This is a genomic window from Dyella kyungheensis (assembly GCF_016905005.1).
In the GTDB taxonomy this organism is placed as follows: Bacteria; Pseudomonadota; Gammaproteobacteria; order Xanthomonadales; family Rhodanobacteraceae; genus Dyella; species Dyella kyungheensis.
The window spans coordinates 283,246-302,155 of record NZ_JADIKC010000003.1; the positions used below are offsets into that span (position 1 = coordinate 283,246).

The following is an 18,910-nucleotide window of genomic DNA, read 5'->3' on the forward strand; positions in this document are numbered from 1 at the left end:
CCGTGAGGTCCGCGATGAGGTTTGAGATCAGGAATGAGTAATGGCGATGACGCGAGTGATCGGCGGCAGCGTGGCCGGCTGATTGATCGCATTGGGCTGCACGGCCAACGGGTTGTTGAAGGTCAACTGGATCTTCACCGAGCGCACGCGATCCCAGAAGCCGTCGTTCTGTACGATGTCGGCGGTCAGGTACTGCAGAGCCGTGCCATCGTTGAGCGTGTCGACCCCGTACCAGACTTTCATCGCGTTGACCGTGCCCTGCGCGATCGGCAGAAAGGTCGTGCCATCGGTGGAGCAGCTCAGAAAATTGGTGGTGGTGTCAATCCGGTACGTATTGGTCACTACCGTGCCGGTACCCTGGCTCTGGCCCTGGCAATCGAGCGTGGTGCTATCGGCCGAGGTCTTGTCGGCGATATAGCGCACCGTCAGCGTGTCGGCGCCGGTGCCCGTGTCGTGCGTGCCGTAGATGTACTGGGCCTGCTTGATGCTGCCCGACTGCGGTAGCAGATCCGCCGAATAAGTGGTGCCTGCATGCGCGGGATAGTTGAGGTACACCGGAAAATAGCCGCCGGTCTGTACCGTATTCGCCATCGTGGTCAGAACCATGCGCTGGTTGTCTTCCAGCTGCGCCAGCTGGCCTTGCGCGCTGAAAGTCATGCGCGTCTGGTACCAGATCTGGAACAGACCGGCCAACAGGAACACACCGATGGCGAGCGCCACCATCAGCGAAATTAGACTCATGCCGCGTTGGTAGGTGGGCTTATGCATGGCGATCACAACTGGTTGGTGAGGGAGTACGACACCGTCGAGGCACTGGCGGGCGCGCCTTGCGTGCCCCCGTTGATTGCGATGGTGGCGTTGGGTTTCCAACTGATTTGCACCGTGCAAATGACCGGGGCGCCGGCCTGGCAGGTGATCGCTCCTTGCGCGCCTGGAACCTGCCCCTGCAGATCGGCAGCCCATCGCTTGAGGTCGTAGCTGGCCAGTTGAGGGGCGCTGCAAGTAGTGGCTGAGCAGTCGTTGCTGAAGCCTTGCAGAGTGCCATCGCTCAGCGCGGTGGAACTAGACACGGCAAGCGTGGCGGGTGCGTTGCCGGCACCCCAATAGCCCGAATTGGCAATCATCGCATCGGACATGCTGCGCGCTTCCAGCGCAATAACCGATTCTTGCTGCGAAGAATGCGTGCCCGAAATTGCTGTCGCCTGCATGGCAGCAATGCCCAGCGCGCCAAGCGAAATAACCACCACAGCAATCAGCACTTCAAGCAGGCTGAAGCCGCGAGTGTGGGAAGAGAACGAGTGCTTCATGGGCACACTCCCGCGTTGAGCAATTGGGACTTGAGATAGGTCATGCCTACGTTGGAAAGCACCACGCAACGGCGGTAAGCCAGCGTGTTGCCCGAGTCGTGCACGCTCAGCGCGCCGAATTTGGAATTGGTGCCAATGGACGCACCACCCATGCGGTTGAATCCGAGGAAGTTCAGACTGCCGCCAAAGGGCCCCGTTTCCGCCGTGCCAACCGTTCCCGATACCGTGTCGCCTGCCTGCAGCCCTGCATGCACGCGAATCAGCGTATCGCCCGACGCAGTGGCAAACGTCTGGTTGTTGGCGATGTCGGTAAAGATGATCCAGCCGGTTTCCCAATTGGCTGCGCCACTGCAGGTCGGTGTCGTGGCCGTGACATTCGTCGATGGGCAGATCACCACCGGTACGCCCTGTTTGATGGCCGCTGAGCGAGCCATCTGCAGGTCGGTGTTGATATCGTTGATCTCGCTGCCGATCCTGTTCTGGACCAAGGTGGCCTTGTAGGACGGAATGGCATAGGCAAGAAAGATCGCGATGATGGCGATCACTACCGCCAACTCGACGAGTGTGTATCCGGCAGCCGGCTCGCGATGCGTTCGCATCGTGTCCCCCGTTGGGCGTGTCGTACTGATGATGTTTCGCCGGGTGATACCCAGCGCCCCTTACTTCCCCTTGGCCTCGCAAGCAGGTCTGTGCAGGTTCATTACCTGCGGACATCCCGGCGAACGGTAGGCGCATGAATATTCTGAGGTAGGAGCTATCTCAATCAAACGGCCGCTCGTCGGCTATTTGACGCCTTCCATCGCCGCTAAGTGATTGAGTTCAAAGAATGAATCGAAAGTTCTTGCGGCGACAGGCATCAGCGCCTGCTCAGCTCTCCGCCCACTGCCTGAGCAGGTTGTGATACACGCCCGTCAACTGCAGCAGTGCCTGCGGATCGGCCTGCGTTTGCGTGAGCGTCTGGATGGAAGCATCGAGTTCGAACAACAAACGGCGTTGGCTGTCGTCGCGGACCAGGCTTTGCACCCAGAAGAACGAGGCGATGCGGGCGCCGCGCGTGACTGGCACTACGCGGTGCAGGCTGCTGGAGGGATAGATGATGGCGTCGCCGGCGGGGAGCTTCACGTCGTGCTCGCCGTAGGTGTCGCTGATGATCAGTTCGCCGCCGTCGTATTCCTCCGGTTCGGCGAGGAACAGCGTGCAGGAGATGTCGCTGCGCAGCTGTTCGCCATGCGGCATGGACATCACGGCGCCGTCGACATGGAAGCCGTAGTGTCCGCCGCCTTCATAGCGGTTGAAGCGCGGGGCCAGCGTGCGCAGCGGCAACGTGGCAGCGTGATAGAGCGGATGCTTGGCCAGTGCATCGAGCACGATGCGGCCCAGTTCGGCGCGCAGCGGCGAGGCGTCGGGCAACTGCAGGTTGCGTTTGACCTTGGCGCCTTGGGGACCGACGGTCTCGCGCCCGTCGGTCCACGTGGCCTGATCGAGTGCCTGCCGGATGGCACGCACCTGGGTCGGGTCGAGGATGTCCGGAATATGCAGCAGCATGTCGTGCCTCGACGTGGGAGTGTGGCGTCGCCGTGCCGACTGCCATCGGAACGGCGACGTTGCGCTCGATCAGCAATGCTTCATCAGAATCGGACGTTCGCCGTGATCATCGCCGAGCGCGGGGTACCTGGGGTGTAACGGTAGCCGCTCTTGTTGATCGCCGCGACATAGTCCTTGTCGAACAGGTTGTACACGTTGAGGCGCAGGTCGAAGTTCTTGCTGACCGGGTACGAGGCCATTGCATCGAACACCCAGTACGCCTCGGTGTACGCCGGCGTGCCGATGGCGCCATCGGTGCCGCGCAGCATCTCGCCGTTGTAGCGGGCGCCGCCGCCGATGGTCAGGCCAAACGGCAGCTGGTAGCTGGTCCAGCTGGTGAAGGCCTTCTTCGGCGTATAGGCGAGGTCGGAGGAACCGTCCTGCGCCACCGCGCTGCCGCTCAACACGCTGGCATTCATGGTGGTGAAGCCGGCGCTGACGGCCCAGTTTTCGGTGATCTTGCCGACCGCGCTCAACTCCACGCCCTGCACGCGTTTCTTGCCGATCTGGTAGTAGAGCAGGGTGACCGGATCCTGCACGAGATCGTTGCTCACCGTGGTCTGGTAGAGCGCGCCAGTCAGCAGGATGCGCTGGTCGAGCAGCTCCCACTTGGTGCCGATTTCATAAGTGCGTGCACGTTCCGGCTCGAGGTTCGGATTGTCCAGGCTGTTGGTCGAGCTGGACAGCGTAAGCGTGTTGCCGCCCGGCGGTTCGGCCGACACCGCGTAGTTGACGTAGAACGAGCCGTACGGGACCGGCTTGTACAGCACACCGAGCTTCCAGTTCCACAGGTTGTCGCCGGTGGTGGTGGTGAGACCCTGCACGACGGTGCCGGTGGGCAGCGTGCCGCAGACCGGGCCGTTCCTGGCGCCGCACGCCACGGTGCTGGAGTAATCGGTGGTGTAGTGATCCATGCGCGTGCCGGCGTTCACCTGCCAGTGCTCGCCGAACTTCAGCGTGTCGAACACATAGGCGGAGGCGGTATCCGTCTGGCCGTCCGTATAAGCGCCGTTCTGGCCGTAGACCAGGCCCTTCACATCCCAGTTCGGGTCGTACAGGTTGGCCGCCGGCCAGGTCGTGCCATTCATCGCGACGTAGCCGATGGTGGTGGCTTTTTCCTGCGTCAGCTCGATGCCGGTGCTGAGGTTGTGCGTGATCGCGCCGGTCTCGAAGTTCCAGGTGAGGTTGGCCTGGTCGGTGAGGATGCGGTTGGACTGGTGCTTGAAGGTCGGGTTGCTGCGCGCGATGGTCCAGGTCGACGGATCGTTCGGGTTCGGCGTCAGCAGGTTGGCGGCGCTACCCATGAACGAGGTGAGCAGGTAGTCCTCGAACGTGCGGCCCCAGCGCAGCGTGTTGTGGAACGCCATCTGCTCGTTGAAGTCGTGTTCGAGGCGCACGGTGAACATGTCGGCGGTGACATGGTCATGATCGGCCGTGGTGCCGTAGAAGTTGGACGAATCCACCTCCGGCGCATCGGCCAGGAACGGGCGCTTCGGATCGGGGCTGCTATAGCCGGGCAGGCCGATGGTCGGCACGCCGCCGTCCGGTACGTTGTTCTGCTTGATGTGCAGGTAGTCGATGTAGACGCGGGTGGCGGTGCCCAGGCCGAAGGCGAATTCCGGCGCGACGCCCCAGCGGTTGTTCTCCACCTTGTCGCGACCGGGCACCCCGAAATCCTGGCCCATCACGTTGAGGCGGAAGGCGCTGGTGTTGCTCACCACCTGGTTCCAGTCGGCGGTGACGCGGCGCTGGTCGGCGCTGCCGTAGGAGAGCGAGGCGCTTACGCCGTTGCCCAGTTCCGGCTGCTTGCTCACCATGTTCACGGCGCCGGTGGGCGCGGTGCGGCCGTTGTCGGTGCTGGCCGGACCCTTGATCACTTCCACCGACTCGGTGTTGAACACGTCGCGCGAAATGGTGCCCAGGTCGCGCACGCCGTCGACGAAGATGCTGCCCGAGGTATCGAAGCCACGCATGTAGATCGCATCACCGGTGGAGGTGGTGCCGTTCTCGCCGACGTAGAAGGTGCCCACGCCCGGGCTGTTGCGCAGCGCTTCGGTCAGCGTGGTGGCGCCCTGCTGCAGGAACAGGTCCTTGCTGATCACGTTGATGGTCTGGGTGGTATCCAGGATCGGCTGGGTGTACTTGGACGACTGCAGGTTGTCGATCTTGTAGTCGCTCACGGCCGAGGCTTCCACGGACACGCCGGGCAGGTTCTTCGTCGTGGCGGCGGGATTGGTGGTGGCGCTGTCGGCCGGCGCATTGGCGGCCAGTGCCGGCTGCGCCATGGCCAGGCCGGTCATGAGGGTCGCCGTGGCGACGCTCAAGGCGTTGCGGGTGATGGGGTGCTTGCGGCTCGTGATATGGGCCATGGGGGACTCGTCTAAGAGAAATCAGCAAGTTGACCGGTCAGCCGGGGCTGACCAGGGCAGTCGACGAGTGGCGGCGGCGGGCGTCGATTGCGGCATGAATCCTGAAAAAACCAGGGTGGGGATGCGTTTGTTGCTCGATCGGGTGGTCCTTCACCTGCAAGAACCCGCCGGCAGACATTTCGTAAATGTTATTGGTAATGAGAATGAGTTGCAATTGGTTGCAAGATCCTGAGACTCGAGGAACGGGTCGCCGAACACCGAAAGGGCCGGGTGCAGCCGCTTGGCGTACCCTCTCCAGCCTGTTCTGAGGAGAGTCGAACGATGCGGATTCTGGTGATTGGTGCGGGCGCCACGGGCGGATATTTCGGCGGACGCCTATTGGAGAGCGGGCAGGACGTGAGCTTTCTGGTGCGCGAGCGGCGCGCCGCCCAACTGGCCGAGCACGGCCTGGTCATTCGCAGCAGTTTTGGCGATGCCACGCTGCCGCATCCCCCGACGGTGCAGGCCGGCGAGCTGCGAGAGGCGTTCGACTTGATCCTGCTGAGCTGCAAGGCCTATCACCTGCCACAGGTGATCGAGGACATGGCGCCCGCGGTGGGACCGCACACGGCGATCCTCCCGGTGCTCAACGGCATGCGCCATCTTGATCTGCTGGATGCGCGCTTTGGCGCGGCGCGCGTGCTCGGTGGCCAATGCGTGATCGCGGCGACGCTCGATGCCCAAGGCAACGTGCGCCATCTCAACCAGTCGCACAGCGTGACCTTCGGCGAGCGCGATGGGTCACGTTCGGAGCGCGCCGAACGCGTGCTCGAATCGATGTCCAAGGCGAAATTCGAGCCGCGCCTGAGCACCACCATCCTGCAGGACATGTGGGACAAATGGGTGTTCCTCGCCTCGCTCGCCGGCATCACCTGCCTGATGCGCGCGCCGGTGGGCGACATCGTGGCGGCACCCGGTGGTGAGCAGGCCACGCTGCAATTGCTCGACGATTGCCGCCGCGTTGCGGCGCATAACGGGCATGAGCCCGGCGAGGCTGTCCTGGCCCGTGCGCGTGGCGTGCTTACGGAAAAGGGTTCGGCGCTGAGCGCGTCGATGATGCGCGACCTGGAGCAGGGCGGTCCGATCGAAGCCAATCACGTGGTGGGCGATTTGCTGGAACGCTCGGGTGCGTCGGCGGGCGAACTGGGGATGCTGCGTACCGCGTATGCGCACCTGAAGGCGTATGAGGTGCGGCGCTCGCGCGGCAGCTAGGTCCTCGGCGAGGCTCCTGTGGGAGCGCACCCTGTGCGCGACACCCGCATGCTGCGATATCGCCGTGGCCGTCGCGCACAGGGTGCGCTCCCACAAGTGCTTTCGGATGTTGAAATGGACGTCCAAAAGAAAAAGGGCGCTGCACGAAGCAGCGCCCTTTCTTGTTGCCGATGCCGAAGCGTCAGCGGTGAAGGCTTACCAGATCTTCACCTGCTTCTCGCCCGAACGCACCATGGTGTCGCCCGGCTTGCACTGGTAAGCGGTAGCGAAGGCTTCCATGTTCGACGGAGCGCCCATCGCGCGCAGCGAGGCCGGTGCATGCGGATCGGTGTTGAGACGGAGCAGGGCTTCCTTCTCACGCACGCTGCCGCGCCACACGCGAGCCCAGTTCAGGAAGAAGCGCTGGTCTTCGGTGTAACCGTCGATCTTCGCGGCGGCTTCCTGCGGGTTCTTCTTCAGAGCTTCCTGCAAGGCGTCGTACGCCACGTTCAGGCCGCCCAGGTCGGCGATGTTCTCGCCCAGGGTCAGCTGGCCGTTGACGTGCACATCCGGCTTGTCCTTGATCGGCGCGTAGTCGTTGAACTGCGCGACGAGCTTGGCGGTGCGGGCCTCGAACTTGTCCTTGTCTTCCTTGGTCCACCAGTTGGCGTTGTTGCCTTCGCCGTCGAACTGGCTGCCTTCGTCGTCGAAGCCGTGGCTGGCTTCATGGCCGATCACCGCACCGATGCCGCCGTAGTTGATCGCGTCGTCGCCGTTGGCATAGAAGAACGGGGGCTGCAGGATCGCGGCCGGGAAGTTGATGGTGTTGTCGGTCGGGTTGTAATAGGCGTTGACCGTCTGCGGCGTCATGCCCCAGTCCTTGCGGTCGGTCGGCTTGCCGATCTTGTTGAGGTCGTACTGGTAGTTGAACTTGGCGGCGGCCATCACGTTGCCGTAGTAGTCGCCCTGCTTGATGTCCAGGCCCGACCAGTCACGCCACTTGTCCGGGTAACCGATCTTCGGCAGGAAGGTGTTCCACTTGGCGACGGCCTTTTCCTTGGTCTCGGCGCTCATCCAGTCGAGGTTCTCGATGCGGGCCTTCAGCGCGTTGCGCACGTTGGTGACCAGCTCTTCGGCACGCTGCTTGGCTTCCGGCGTGAATACCTTGGCTACGTACAGCTGGCCCAGGGCTTCGCCCATCGACTCGTTCACGCCGCCGAGCACGCGCTTCCAGCGCGGCTTCTGCTCCGGCTGGCCGGACAGGGTCTTGCCGTAGAAGTCGAAGCGGGCGTCCTGGAAGGCCTTGCTGAGCAGCGGCGAGGCGTCGTCGATGGTGTGGAAGCGCAGGTAGGCCTGCCACTGGTCGGCCGGCGTGCTGGCCAGCATCTTGTCGAACTGGGCGAAGAACTTCGGCTGCGACAGCGAGAAGCCCTTGTCGACGGTCACGCCCTGGGCCTTGAAGAAGTCTTCCCAGTTGAAGTGCGGGGTGATCTTGTCCGCTTCCTTCAGGGTCACGAAGTGGTACTGGTTCTCCGGGGTGCGCAGTTCTACCGGCGCCAGCGAGGCGGCGGCCAGCTGCGTTTCGAACGCCAGCACCTGGGCGGCCTGCTTCTTCGCATCGGCCTCGGCCACGCCGGTCAATTCCAGCATCTTGACGATGTGGTCGACGTAGGCGTCGCGGATGTCTTTGTACTTCGCGTCGGTGTAATAGTCCTTGGTCGGCAGCCCCAGGCCAGCCTGCTGGGTGAAGCCGATCTGCATCTTGGCGTCCTTGAAGTCCGCGCCGGAGCCGAACTGGAACACCTGCATGTCACCCGTGGTGAAGTTCTGGGTGAGATAGTTGGCCACGTCCTTGCCGGTCTTCAGCGCGGCGATGGCGTCGAGCTTGGGCTTGATCGGGTCGAAGCCGGCCTTTTCGATGGCGGCGTCGTCCATGCCCGAGGCGTACAGGTAGCCGATCTTCTGCTCGATCGAGCCGGCCTGGGCGCTGGCGGCGCCCTTGGAGGCGTCGTCGACGATCTGGTGCTGGGTGTTGAGGCTGTCCTCGGCCAGCTTGTCGAACGCGCCCCAACGGCTGCGGTCGTTCGGGATCGGGTTGGCGGCCACCCACTTGCTGTTGACGAAACCGTTGAAGTCCTGGCAGGCCTGGATGTTGGTGTCCAGGTCGGCGATGTCGAACACGCTCTTGGGTGCGGCAGCTGCCATGGCAGCGGTGCTGGCGGCGGCAGGCGCGGTGCTGCTGGCGGCCGGGGCCTTGTCGGCATCCTCATGCTTGCCGCAGGCGCTGAGCGACAGGGCGAGGCTCACGGCGAGCGCGATGGGCTTCATATACGGTTTGGTCATGGATTTCCCTCTGTGGTTCGTTGGCCGAGCGGACGGCCGATGGTGGCTGCGATCGCGCGAGTCTTGGGCCTTGGCCCGTATCACACGCGTGACTTTTGAGGCTAGGCCGTAAGTCACGGTCCAAACAGTGTCAAAGGTCAGGGGGTTTGGGCGCAACCGGGGCCTGGCCTGGGGCTTGGACGTCATTCCGGCGTAAGCCGGGGTCCAGGTGCGATGCGCTGCGATTGTTGTGATCCCGCCAGGGTGCCGCCTACGACGCAAAGCTAGTCCCCTTTTTGGGACGCTCGAGTCACTTTTCTTTGCGGGCCCGCGCATGCGCAGGAGCGCAAGTGAACGGCGCAGCCGGCCCGAAGGGCGGGGGGCAGGATGCCCGGAGTAAAAGAAAAGTAACCCAAAGATTTGGCCTCAGAAGCTCACACCGACTGCGATATACGAGCCTGCAGGATTTGGAGCCCGGATCGTCACGATCTCCCTGATCGACGGTATGGCTACATCGCGAGTAAGGCGGTGCTGAAGACTTAAAGCGATGCACCGCACTTCTCCCTCTCCCCTCCGGGGAGAGGGCCGGGGTGAGGGCCGGGTGCTTGCGGGAGCGTTGCTTGGTGCGCGCTTGTTCATCAGCTCCGCGGCGCCCATCACAGCACGCAAATCGCATGAAAATACGACGCCTTCTGTTACTCGCCTGTCACCTGGCGAACCTATCGTCGCGAGAATTAGCGCTTGAGGGGAAGCGCATCACCGCGACCGTAGGGAGACTTCCATGCGAAACAACCTCGCAGTATGCATTGCCGCGTGCGTTCTGAGCTTTTCCGCAGTATCTCTCGCTCAACTTCCCGTCTATGCCGAATCACTCGACCAGGCTAGCCTGCATCATGGTGGCGATGGGCATGGAGACGTCCATACGTCTACACCGATCAAGCATCTGGTGGTGATCTTCCAGGAGAACGTGTCCTACGATCATTACTTCGGCACCTATCCGTATGCGGCCAACGGCAAGGGCGAGCCGACGTTCTATGCGCGTCCGTTCACGCCGCGCGCGAACGGTTACGACGCCAGGCTGCTCACGCACAATCCGAATCAGGCCAACAGCGACAACGGCACCGGTGCGATCAATCCGTTCCGCCTGTCGCGCGCGCAGGCCGCCACGGCCGATCAGGATCATGCCTACGGTCCGGAACAGAAGGCCTTCCATGGCGGCGCGATGGATCTGTTCCCGAAGTACACCGGTACCGGCGAAACGTTGCCGGGCGCTACGCCGGACGAGGAAGGCACGGGCCAGGTGATGGGTTATTACGACGGCAACACCGTCACCGCGCTGTGGAACTACGCCCAGTGGTTCGCCCTGAACGACAACAGCTACGGCACGACGTTCGGCCCGTCCACGCCGGGTGCCATCAACCTGGTGTCCGGCCAGACCAATGGCGTGACGCAGACGCTCAACGGCACCGGCAACGAAGTGGCTGACGGGCAGGGCGGTCTCACGCTGATCGGCGATGCCGACCCGATCGGCGACGTGTGTTCCTCGCCTACCGGCAATCAAGTGCAGTTCGGCGGCAAGAACGTGGGCGACCTGCTCAACAAGGCGGGCGTGACGTGGGGCTTCTTCGAAGGCGGCTTCGACCTCACCCACGTCAATGCCAACGGCAGCACCGGCTGCGTGCGCAAGACCACCTCGGCCGTCACGCAGGCCAACGAGAGCGACTACATCCCGCATCATCAGCCGTTCCAGTATTACCCGAGCACGGCCAACCCCACGCATGCGCGTCCCACCTCGATCAAGACCATCGGTCACCAGGGCGATGCAGGCAATCACCAGTACGACATCAACGATTTCTACGCGGCCGTGCAGGCGGGCAACTTCCCGTCGGTGAGTTTCCTCAAGGCGCCGGGTTACCAGGATGGCCACGCCGGTTATTCCGATCCGCTGGACGAGCAGCAGTTCATCGTGCACGTGATCAATTTCCTGCAGCAGCAGCCCGACTGGCGCGACACGGCGGTGGTCATCGCCTATGACGACTCCGATGGCTGGTACGACCACCAGGCGGCGCCGCGTATCAATGCGTCGAGCACCAGCTCCGATGCACTCGACGGCGCCGGCCTGTGCAAGGCACGCGACACGCTGCCGGGCACCAACAGCAAGGGCCAGCCGGTGCAGGGGCGTTGCGGTTTCGGTCCGCGCCTGCCGCTGCTGGTGATCTCGCCGTGGGCGCGCAGCAACCATGTCGATCACACGCTGACCGACCAGTCGTCCGTGACGCGCTTCATCGAGGACAACTGGCTGCGCAGCGAGCGCCTCGGCGGTGGTTCGTTCGACGGCGTGGCCGGTTCGCTGGTGCCGATGTTCGACTTCTACCAGCCTTTCGTCGAACAGCATCGACTGATACTGGATGAGCAGACCGGCCAGCCGGTGAAGCAGCCCAAGCCGTGGCCGTGGTCCGGTCTGACGCACGGGCACGGGCACGGTTGAGATCGACGCGATGAGATGGCGCGCCCCGGACATCGGTCCGGGGCGTTTCGCTTTTTTCAAACAGAGGTGGTGAACCTTGCATCCCTCGCGCCGACGTTTTCTGCAGGGCATGGGCCTGATCGCCGGAACGGGGGCGTTGCGCGTGTTTGGCGCGCCCATGCACATGGCCATGCAACACGCCGCCAAGGGCAGCGGCCTTTGCAAGCACGCCGTGGCCGATCAAGCGACGGTGCCGCGCTTGCTCGATCCCACGCGCCTGACGCCGTTCGTCGATCCCTTGCCGCGGCCGCAAGTACTGCGTCCGAAAGCCGGCGAAACGCTGCATATCGCCATGCGCGAGAGCGAGCAGCGGCTGCATCGCGAGTTGGCTCCTACGCGTCTGTGGACGTATGGCAACAGCATGCCCGGTCCCACCATCGAGGCGCGCAGCGGCGAAGCGGTGCAGGTGGAATGGAGCAACCAGCTTCCGCACAAACACTTCCTGCCCATCGATCATCACGTTTGCGGGGCCGAACCCGATCAGCCGGAAGTGCGTGGCGTGGTGCATGTACACGGCGCACGCGTTCCTCCTGCGGATGACGGCTACCCCACCGACTGGTTCGTACCCGGCCAGTCGCGCAAGCAGGCTTACCCCAATCGGCAGGACGCCGCGACGCTGTGGTATCACGATCACACCATGGGCATCGAGCGGTTGAATCTCTATGCCGGCCTGTTCGGCATGTACCTGTTGCGCGACGAACACGAGTTGTCGCTGGGTCTGCCCGATGGCGACTTCGAGCTGCCGCTCGTGTTGACCGATCGCCTGCTCACTGAGCACGGCCAGCTCCATTACCCCACCTCAGGCGTCAGCGATGCGCCGTGGGTGCCGGAAGTGTTTGGCAACGCCATGCTGGTAAACGGTGCACTGATGCCGCGTCTCGATGTGCAGGCGCAACGCTATCGTTTCCGCGTATTGAATGCGGCCAATGGGCGCTTTTTCCGATTGAGCCTGCGTGGCCTGCGCCCGTTCGTGCAGATTGGCAGCGATCAGGGCCTGCTCGCCGCCCCCGTCCAACAAACCAGCCTGGTCCTTGCACCCGGCGAGCGTGCCGACTTGATCGTCGATTTCGCCGCCATGGGTGGCAGCGCCATTGAGCTGATGAACGACTCGCTGCCGTTGATGCAGTTCAAGGTGGCATCGGGCAAGGTCGCTGACGCGAGCCGCGTGCCTTCCACGTTGCGCGAGGTGCCGCGAGTCGCCGAGGCGCATGCCACGACTACACGCGTGCTGACCATCGATGAGTACGCCGACTGCGTCTCCACGCCGATGCTGATGCTGCTGGATGGCAAGCATTGGCACGAGCCGGTGAGCGAGAAGCCGAAACTCGGCAGCACCGAAATCTGGAGCCTGGTGAATCTCACCGAGGATACGCATCCGATCCACCTGCATCTGGTGCGCTTCCAGATCCTCGACCGGCAGCCGTTCGACGTGGACGAATATCTCGAATCGAAGACCTTGCGTTACACGGGTCCGGCGCAGCCGCCGCCAGCGCACGAAGCCGGCTGGAAGGACACCGCGCAGGTCTATCCGGGCATGGTGACGCGCTACATCATCACGTTCGAGGGCTATACCGGGCGTTATGTGTGGCATTGCCACCTGCTGGAGCATGCATCGAACGAAATGATGCGGCCGTTTGAGGTGGTGGCCTGAGGGCAGCCCGTCGCGCCCAAGGGCGCTCCCACAAATACAAGGCAGACTGTGGGAGCGCCCTTGGGCGCGACAAGCCTCACACGTGGTTTCAGCGATGAGATCTATTCGCTGTCCCGTGCAAGCTCGCGAGAAACCACCGGCGAAGCCGGCAACGTATCCGGTGCCACCGCGCCACCGGAAATGATGAAAGCCATGGCCTGATCCATGGTCCAGTCGGTTGGCGTGAGTTCGTCTACCGCCACCACTTCCAGGTAACCGCCCGTCGGGTTGGGCGTGGTGGGGATATACACGGCCGCCATTTCCCGTCCGGTGCCTTCTTCGGTCATGACGCGGGTGACGAAGCCCACCACCTTCATGCCCTTGCGCGGGAAGTCGACCAGTACCACGCGCTGCACGCCCGAAGGTTTCTGCTGCAGCACCGCCATCAGTTTCTTGGTGCCGCCATAGATCGTCTGCACCAGTGGGATGCGTGCGAGCAGCGCATCGAAGCCGTCGATCAGGCGCTGGCCGATCACGCGATTGGCGAGCGCGCCCAGGATGTACAGCACGCCCAGGGTCAGCAGCAGCGCAATCACGAAGGTGATCCAGGCGTTGTTGAGCACCACGCCCGCAAGCGGCGAGCCGGACGACAGCGTGGCCAGCAACGCCGACGCCAGCGGCGTGCCAATGCCGGCGAGCATGCTCAGCACGAACTTGAATACCACCCAGGTCACCCACAGCGGAATGAACGTGAGCAGGCCGGTGAACAGGTAACGCTTGATGCGCAGACGCTTCATGGAATCGATGCCGGGGAAGGGACGCGGCATTCTCCCACGGGACTAGCTTCGCGTCGTTGGCGAGATGCCCGCTGTCGCGGCCTGCCCGGCGGGTTCGGTGCGCGCCTTGGGCTTGAGCCGCACGTACAACTGCTTGCGCACGCGGGCCACCACCTCGCCGCTGCGCGTGGTGACATCCACCTCGAACCAACGCAGCACCTTGTCGCCGCCGGCGGCCGCAGCGCGGAGTTCGTCGAGCACGGATGTTTCCAGCTTGAAGTGCGCGTAGACGTCCTCGCGCCCGGGCGAGACGAAGTCGATGGCGCCGGCCTTGTCCCACACGAAGTAATCGTTGCCGAGTCGATGCATGGTCAACAGCATCCAGAACGGATCGGTCATGGCGAACAAATTGCCGCCGAACTGGGTGCGCACGTAATTGCGGTTCCAGGGGCGCAGCCGCAGCACCACCCGCAGTTCCGTCCAGTCTTCGGACACGTATTGGACGCGGATGCTGTTGAACAGGAACGGCGGCCACAGGTTCATCAGGTGGCGAAAGGTGGAGGCGCGCATATCGGGCGGGTCAGATGAGGGGGGCTTAGGATACCTCCTAAACATACGGATGCGTATGTTGCGTTTGCCAGCCTTGCGCTAGCCGCTGGAACGGCCCCGGAAAGCGCGCGCTGCTGCGCCTGGGTCGGCCATGGCGCCTGCGTTAGAATGAGCGGTTGACGGCGCACGCTTGACGGCGCCTCGGTGTGGATAACGCCACAGAACAATGCAGCAAAGGGTTCTCACCGCATGAATACCGCCTACCGCACCTCCCTGGCCGGCACGTCGCTGGACTATTTCGATGCACGTGCCGCCGTGGAGGCGATCCAGCCCGGCGCCTACGGCGCGCTGCCGTACACCTCGCGCGTACTGGCCGAGAATCTGGTGCGCCGATGCGATCCGGCCATCCTCACCGAGTCGCTCAAGCAGCTCATCGAGCGCAAGCGCGAGCGCGATTTTCCGTGGTTCCCGGCGCGCGTGGTGTGCCATGACATTCTTGGCCAGACCGCGCTGGTGGACCTGGCCGGCCTGCGCGATGCGATCGCCGAGCGCGGTGGCGATCCGGCCAAGGTGAACCCGGTGGTGCCGGTGCAGTTGATCGTCGATCACTCGCTGGCGGTGGAATGCGGCGGTTTCGATCCGAATGCGTTTGCCCGGAACCGCGCGATCGAAGATCGCCGCAATGAAGATCGCTTCCACTTCATCAACTGGACCAAGAAGGCGTTCGAGAACGTCGACGTGATCCCGCCGGGCAACGGCATCATGCACCAGATCAATCTGGAAAAGATGTCGCCGGTGATCCAGGTGCAGGATGGCGTGGCCTATCCGGATACCTGTGTGGGCACCGACAGCCACACGCCGCATGTGGATGCGCTCGGCGTGATCGCCATCGGCGTGGGCGGCCTGGAAGCGGAAAACGTGATGCTCGGCCGCGCCTCGTGGATGCGACTGCCCGACATCATCGGCGTGGAGCTCACCGGCAAGCGTCAACCTGGCATCACCGCGACCGATATCGTGCTGGCGCTCACTGAATTCCTTCGCAAGGAGAAGGTGGTCGGCGCGTATCTCGAATTCCGCGGCGAAGGCGCGGCCAGCCTCACGCTGGGCGATCGCGCGACCATCTCGAACATGGCACCCGAATACGGTGCCACCGCCGCGATGTTCTTCATCGACGGTCAGACCATCGACTACCTGCGCCTCACCGGCCGCAGCGACGAGCAGGTCAAGCTGGTGGAAACCTATGCCAAGGTCGCGGGCCTCTGGGCCGACACGCTCATCGCTGCGCAGTACGAGCGCACGCTGACGTTCGATCTGTCGTCGGTGACGCGCAACATGGCCGGCCCGTCGAACCCGCACAAGCGCTTGCCGACGTCCGATCTCGCCGCGCGCGGCATCGCCGGCGAGTGGACCGAACAGCCAGGCCAGATGCCCGATGGCGCCGTGATCATCGCTGCCATCACCAGCTGCACCAACACCAGCAATCCGCGCAACGTGATTGCCGCCGCCCTGCTGGCGCGCAACGCGAATGCGCGCGGCCTGACGCGCAAGCCGTGGGTGAAGAGTTCGCTGGCGCCCGGTTCCAAGGCCGTGGAGCTGTACCTGAAGGAAGCGAACCTGCTGCCGGACCTGGAGAAGCTCGGCTTCGGCATCGTGGCGTTTGCCTGCACCACCTGCAACGGCATGTCCGGCGCGCTCGATCCCACCATCCAGCAGGAAATCATCGAGCGCGATCTTTACGCCACGGCGGTGCTTTCCGGCAATCGCAATTTCGACGGGCGTATCCATCCGTATGCGAAGCAGGCGTTCCTCGCCTCGCCGCCGCTGGTGGTCGCGTATGCCATTGCCGGCACCATCCGCTTCGACATCGAGAAGGACGTGCTCGGCATCGATGCGAACGGCCAGTCGGTCACGCTGAAGGACATCTGGCCATCGGACGAAGAGATCGACGCCATCGTTTCCTCCAGCGTGAAGCCGGAACAGTTCCGCCAGGTCTACGAGCCGATGTTCGCGCGCAGCGGCAGCGCCGGCACCCGCGCCGCACCGCTGTACGACTGGCGCGCGCAGAGCACCTACATCCGCCGGCCGCCGTATTGGGAAGGCGCCCTGGCGGGCGAGCGCACGCTCACCGGCATGCGTCCGCTGGCGGTGCTCGGCGACAACATCACCACCGACCACCTGTCGCCGTCCAACGCGATCATGCTCGACAGCGCGGCGGGCGAATACCTCGCCAAGATGGGCCTGCCCGAAGAAGACTTCAATTCGTACGCGACCCACCGTGGCGATCACCTCACCGCGCAACGCGCCACCTTTGCCAACCCCACGCTGATCAATGAAATGGCAGTCGTCGATGGCGAAGTGAAGAAGGGCTCGCTGGCCCGTGTGGAGCCGGAAGGCCAGGTGATGCGCATGTGGGAGGCGATCGAAACCTATATGCAGCGCAAGCAGCCGCTGATCATCATCGCCGGTGCCGACTACGGCCAGGGCTCGTCGCGAGACTGGGCCGCGAAGGGCGTGCGTCTGGCGGGCGTGGAAGCGATCGCGGCCGAAGGCTTCGAACGCATCCACCGCACCAACCTGATCGGCATGGGCGTCTTGCCGCTGGAGTTCAAGCCCGGCACGGATCGCAAGACGCTGCGCATCGACGGCAGCGAATCCTTCGACGTGGTCGGCCAGCGCACGCCGCGGGCGGAACTCACCCTGGTGATCCATCGCAAGAACGGCGAGCGCGTCGAAGTGCCGGTGACCTGCCGCCTGGACACCGCCGAAGAAGTATCGATCTACGAAGCGGGCGGCGTGCTGCAGCGCTTCGCGCAGGACTTCCTCGAAGCATCGCAGGCCGCCTGAGCACTGTTTTAGCCCTCTCCCCTCGCGGGAGAGGGTTGGGAGAGGGGCAGGATTATGGAGCAACGACAATTCGCCAAAGCCTTGCGCAAGAACATGACCGACGCGGAGCAACTGCTATGGCGGCATCTGCGTGCGCATCGGCTTGGCGATCAAAAGTTCCGGCGGCAGCAACCCATCGGGCTCTATATTGTGGATTTCGTGCATTTCGGTGCCCGGTTGGTCATCGAGGCCGATGGTGGGCAACACAACGATAGCCCGGATGACGCGGTGCGCGATGCCTGGTTGCGCAACCAGGGCTTTACGGTGTTGCGCTTCTGGAATAGCGACATATTGCAGAATATCGAAGAAGTGCTTTAGGCGATTTTGAAGGAACTCGCCAAAAGCGACCCCCTCTCCCCCAGCCCCTCTCCCGCAAGGGGAGAGGGGAGTGGCGACGATGTAACGACACGAGATTTCCATGAGTCATAAACCTCAGATCCGCATACCCGCCACCTACCTGCGCGGCGGCACCAGCAAGGGTGTGTTCTTCCGGCTGGACGATTTGCCGGAATCGGCGCAGCAAGCGGGCGCAGCGCGCGATGCGCTGCTGTTGCGCGTGATCGGCAGTCCCGATCCCTACGGCAAGCAGATCGACGGCATGGGCGGCGCCACGTCCAGCACCAGCAAGACGGTGATCGTGTCCAAGAGCAGTCGCGCGGATCACGACGTGGATTATCTGTTCGGCCAGGTCTCGATCGACCAGGCCTTCGTCGACTGGAGCGGCAACTGCGGCAACCTCTCGGCAGCGGTGGGGCCGTTCGCCATTGCGGGCGGGCTGGTCGATCCCGCACGCGTGCCGCGCGACGGCATCGCCATCGTGCGCATCTGGCAGGCGAACATCGGCAAGACCATCATCGCCCATGTGCCGATGACCGACGGCACCGTGCAGGAAACCGGCGATTTTGAGCTGGACGGCGTGACCTTCCCCGCCGCCGAAGTGCAGCTGGAATTCATGGATCCGGCGGCCGAGGAAGAGGGCGCCGGTGGCGCGATGTTCCCGACCGGCAAGCTGGTCGACGAGCTGGACGTGCCGGGCGTCGGTACGCTCAAGGCGACCATGATCAACGCCGGCATTCCCACCATCTTCGTCGAGGCTTCCGCGATCGGCTACACCGGCACCGAGCTGCAGGACGCCATCAACGGCGATGCAAAAGCGCTAGCCAGGTTCGAGACCATCCGCGCGCACGGCGCATTGCGCATGGGCCTGATCAAGTCGCTCGATGAAATCGTCACGCGCCAGCACACGCCCAAGGTCGCTTTCGTCGCCCCGCCGGCTGATTACGTCGCATCGAGCGGCAAGGCGGTGGCAGCGGGCGATATCGATTTGCTGGTGCGCGCGATGTCGATGGGCAAATTGCATCACGCGATGATGGGTACGGCAGCCGTGGCCATCGGCACTGCCGCGGCGATTCCGGGCACGCTGGTGAACCTGGCGGCGGGCGGCGGCGAACGTCAGGCGGTGCGCTTCGGCCACCCGTCGGGCACGTTGCGCGTCGGCGCCGAGGCGGTGCTTGTGGACGGCAACTGGGCCGTCACCAAGGCGATCATGAGCCGCAGTGCGCGCGTGCTGATGGAAGGCTGGGTACGAGTGCCGGGCGGCTCCTTCTGAGTTGATCAGGATGCCCCGCACATGACGGGGCGTCTTTGAATTGCCCCAGAATCGGCGCATGCCGAGTTTATGGTTGCGCCGTGACATGCCTATACTGCGGTCCGGCGGTGGCACGGGGGTGCCG

15 protein-coding genes are annotated in these 18,910 nt (G+C 63.8%); 6 read left to right on the top strand and 9 right to left on the bottom strand.

Annotation, left to right across the window (positions count from 1 at the left end; genetic code table 11):
• Window positions 1–27 precede the first annotated feature (27 nt).
• From ISP20_RS05965 to ISP20_RS05990, 6 genes are all read right to left on the bottom strand, one after another.
• Entirely contained in the window at window positions 28–768 is a 741-nt protein-coding gene (locus ISP20_RS05965; protein ID WP_204635884.1) for a PilW family protein, read from the bottom strand.
• 5 nt (window positions 769–773) lie between these two features.
• Window positions 774–1,307 carry a type IV pilus modification protein PilV gene (gene pilV, locus ISP20_RS05970; protein WP_204635156.1) on the bottom strand — a complete coding sequence of 178 codons (534 nt, stop codon included), beginning with the start codon at window positions 1,305–1,307 and terminating at the stop codon, window positions 774–776.
• Window positions 1,304–1,906 carry a GspH/FimT family pseudopilin gene (locus ISP20_RS05975; RefSeq protein ID WP_204635885.1) on the bottom strand — a complete coding sequence of 201 codons (603 nt, stop codon included), beginning with the start codon at window positions 1,904–1,906 and terminating at the stop codon, window positions 1,304–1,306. Before ISP20_RS05975 ends, pilV begins: the two co-directional genes overlap by 4 nt.
• 268 nt (window positions 1,907–2,174) lie before the next feature.
• A complete protein-coding gene (locus ISP20_RS05980; protein WP_204635157.1) occupies window positions 2,175–2,852 on the bottom strand; it encodes a Fe2+-dependent dioxygenase in 678 nt (225 codons plus the stop codon).
• An 83-nt stretch (window positions 2,853–2,935) separates the two neighbouring features.
• Complete coding sequence (locus ISP20_RS05985) at window positions 2,936–5,260, bottom strand: catecholate siderophore receptor Fiu (protein WP_204635158.1); 2,325 nt, start codon at window positions 5,258–5,260, stop codon at window positions 2,936–2,938.
• Window positions 5,261–5,297: 37 nt separating this feature from the next.
• Window positions 5,298–5,474 carry a hypothetical protein gene (locus ISP20_RS05990; RefSeq protein ID WP_204635159.1) on the bottom strand — a complete coding sequence of 59 codons (177 nt, stop codon included), beginning with the start codon at window positions 5,472–5,474 and terminating at the stop codon, window positions 5,298–5,300.
• Between the two features lie 107 nt (window positions 5,475–5,581).
• Between ISP20_RS05990 and panE the strand changes: the two genes are divergently transcribed.
• Window positions 5,582–6,511, top strand: a complete 930-nt coding sequence (gene panE / locus ISP20_RS05995) for a 2-dehydropantoate 2-reductase (RefSeq protein ID WP_204635160.1) — start codon at window positions 5,582–5,584, stop codon at window positions 6,509–6,511.
• Window positions 6,512–6,706: 195 nt separating this feature from the next.
• Here panE and ISP20_RS06000 read toward each other — a convergent pair whose 3' ends face one another.
• Window positions 6,707–8,833: a M13 family metallopeptidase gene (locus ISP20_RS06000; RefSeq protein WP_204635161.1), complete on the bottom strand. Its 2,127-nt coding sequence runs from the start codon at window positions 8,831–8,833 to the stop codon at window positions 6,707–6,709.
• A gap of 760 nt (window positions 8,834–9,593) precedes the next feature.
• Between ISP20_RS06000 and ISP20_RS06005 the strand changes: the two genes are divergently transcribed.
• Together ISP20_RS06005 and ISP20_RS06010 are read left to right on the top strand one after the other, a co-directional pair.
• Window positions 9,594–11,300 (top strand): phospholipase C, encoded by a 1,707-nt coding sequence (locus ISP20_RS06005; RefSeq protein ID WP_204635162.1) that lies wholly within the window; start codon window positions 9,594–9,596, stop codon window positions 11,298–11,300.
• A 76-nt stretch (window positions 11,301–11,376) separates the two neighbouring features.
• On the top strand, window positions 11,377–12,990 hold the full coding sequence (locus ISP20_RS06010; protein ID WP_239535386.1) for a multicopper oxidase family protein: 1,614 nt from the start codon (window positions 11,377–11,379) through the stop codon (window positions 12,988–12,990).
• A gap of 101 nt (window positions 12,991–13,091) precedes the next feature.
• Here ISP20_RS06010 and ISP20_RS06015 read toward each other — a convergent pair whose 3' ends face one another.
• Both ISP20_RS06015 and ISP20_RS06020 read right to left on the bottom strand, forming a co-directional pair.
• A complete protein-coding gene (locus ISP20_RS06015) occupies window positions 13,092–13,766 on the bottom strand; it encodes a DUF502 domain-containing protein (protein ID WP_204635163.1) in 675 nt (224 codons plus the stop codon).
• Between the two features lie 42 nt (window positions 13,767–13,808).
• Complete coding sequence (locus ISP20_RS06020; RefSeq protein ID WP_204635164.1) at window positions 13,809–14,315, bottom strand: DUF4442 domain-containing protein; 507 nt, start codon at window positions 14,313–14,315, stop codon at window positions 13,809–13,811.
• 228 nt (window positions 14,316–14,543) lie between these two features.
• Here ISP20_RS06020 and acnD point away from each other — a divergent pair, with 228 nt between their 5' ends.
• The 3 genes from acnD (at window position 14,544) to prpF (ending at window position 18,786) form a co-directional block, all read left to right on the top strand.
• Window positions 14,544–17,138, top strand: a complete 2,595-nt coding sequence (gene acnD, locus ISP20_RS06025) for a Fe/S-dependent 2-methylisocitrate dehydratase AcnD (RefSeq protein ID WP_204635165.1) — start codon at window positions 14,544–14,546, stop codon at window positions 17,136–17,138.
• A gap of 54 nt (window positions 17,139–17,192) precedes the next feature.
• Entirely contained in the window at window positions 17,193–17,495 is a 303-nt protein-coding gene (locus tag ISP20_RS06030) for an endonuclease domain-containing protein (protein WP_239535388.1), read from the top strand.
• A 100-nt stretch (window positions 17,496–17,595) separates the two neighbouring features.
• On the top strand, window positions 17,596–18,786 hold the full coding sequence (prpF, locus tag ISP20_RS06035) for a 2-methylaconitate cis-trans isomerase PrpF (RefSeq protein ID WP_204635166.1): 1,191 nt from the start codon (window positions 17,596–17,598) through the stop codon (window positions 18,784–18,786).
• The last annotated feature ends 124 nt before the right edge of the window (window positions 18,787–18,910 follow it).

Excerpts from the sequence above, each read along its gene's own strand:
- ISP20_RS05965 (WP_204635884.1), bottom strand. The coding sequence starts at position 768 with ATGCATAAGCCCACCTACCAACGCGGCATGAGTCTAATTTCGCTGATG.
- pilV (WP_204635156.1), bottom strand. The coding sequence starts at position 1,307 with ATGAAGCACTCGTTCTCTTCCCACACTCGCGGCTTCAGCCTGCTTGAA.
- ISP20_RS05975 (WP_204635885.1), bottom strand. The coding sequence starts at position 1,906 with ATGCGAACGCATCGCGAGCCGGCTGCCGGATACACACTCGTCGAGTTG.
- ISP20_RS05980 (WP_204635157.1), bottom strand. The coding sequence starts at position 2,852 with ATGCTGCTGCATATTCCGGACATCCTCGACCCGACCCAGGTGCGTGCC.
- ISP20_RS05985 (WP_204635158.1), bottom strand. The coding sequence starts at position 5,260 with ATGGCCCATATCACGAGCCGCAAGCACCCCATCACCCGCAACGCCTTG.
- panE (WP_204635160.1), top strand. The coding sequence starts at position 5,582 with ATGCGGATTCTGGTGATTGGTGCGGGCGCCACGGGCGGATATTTCGGC.
- ISP20_RS06000 (WP_204635161.1), bottom strand. The coding sequence starts at position 8,833 with ATGACCAAACCGTATATGAAGCCCATCGCGCTCGCCGTGAGCCTCGCC.
- ISP20_RS06005 (WP_204635162.1), top strand. The coding sequence starts at position 9,594 with ATGCGAAACAACCTCGCAGTATGCATTGCCGCGTGCGTTCTGAGCTTT.
- ISP20_RS06015 (WP_204635163.1), bottom strand. The coding sequence starts at position 13,766 with ATGAAGCGTCTGCGCATCAAGCGTTACCTGTTCACCGGCCTGCTCACG.
- ISP20_RS06020 (WP_204635164.1), bottom strand. The coding sequence starts at position 14,315 with ATGCGCGCCTCCACCTTTCGCCACCTGATGAACCTGTGGCCGCCGTTC.
- acnD (WP_204635165.1), top strand. The coding sequence starts at position 14,544 with ATGAATACCGCCTACCGCACCTCCCTGGCCGGCACGTCGCTGGACTAT.
- ISP20_RS06030 (WP_239535388.1), top strand. The coding sequence starts at position 17,193 with ATGGAGCAACGACAATTCGCCAAAGCCTTGCGCAAGAACATGACCGAC.
- prpF (WP_204635166.1), top strand. The coding sequence starts at position 17,596 with ATGAGTCATAAACCTCAGATCCGCATACCCGCCACCTACCTGCGCGGC.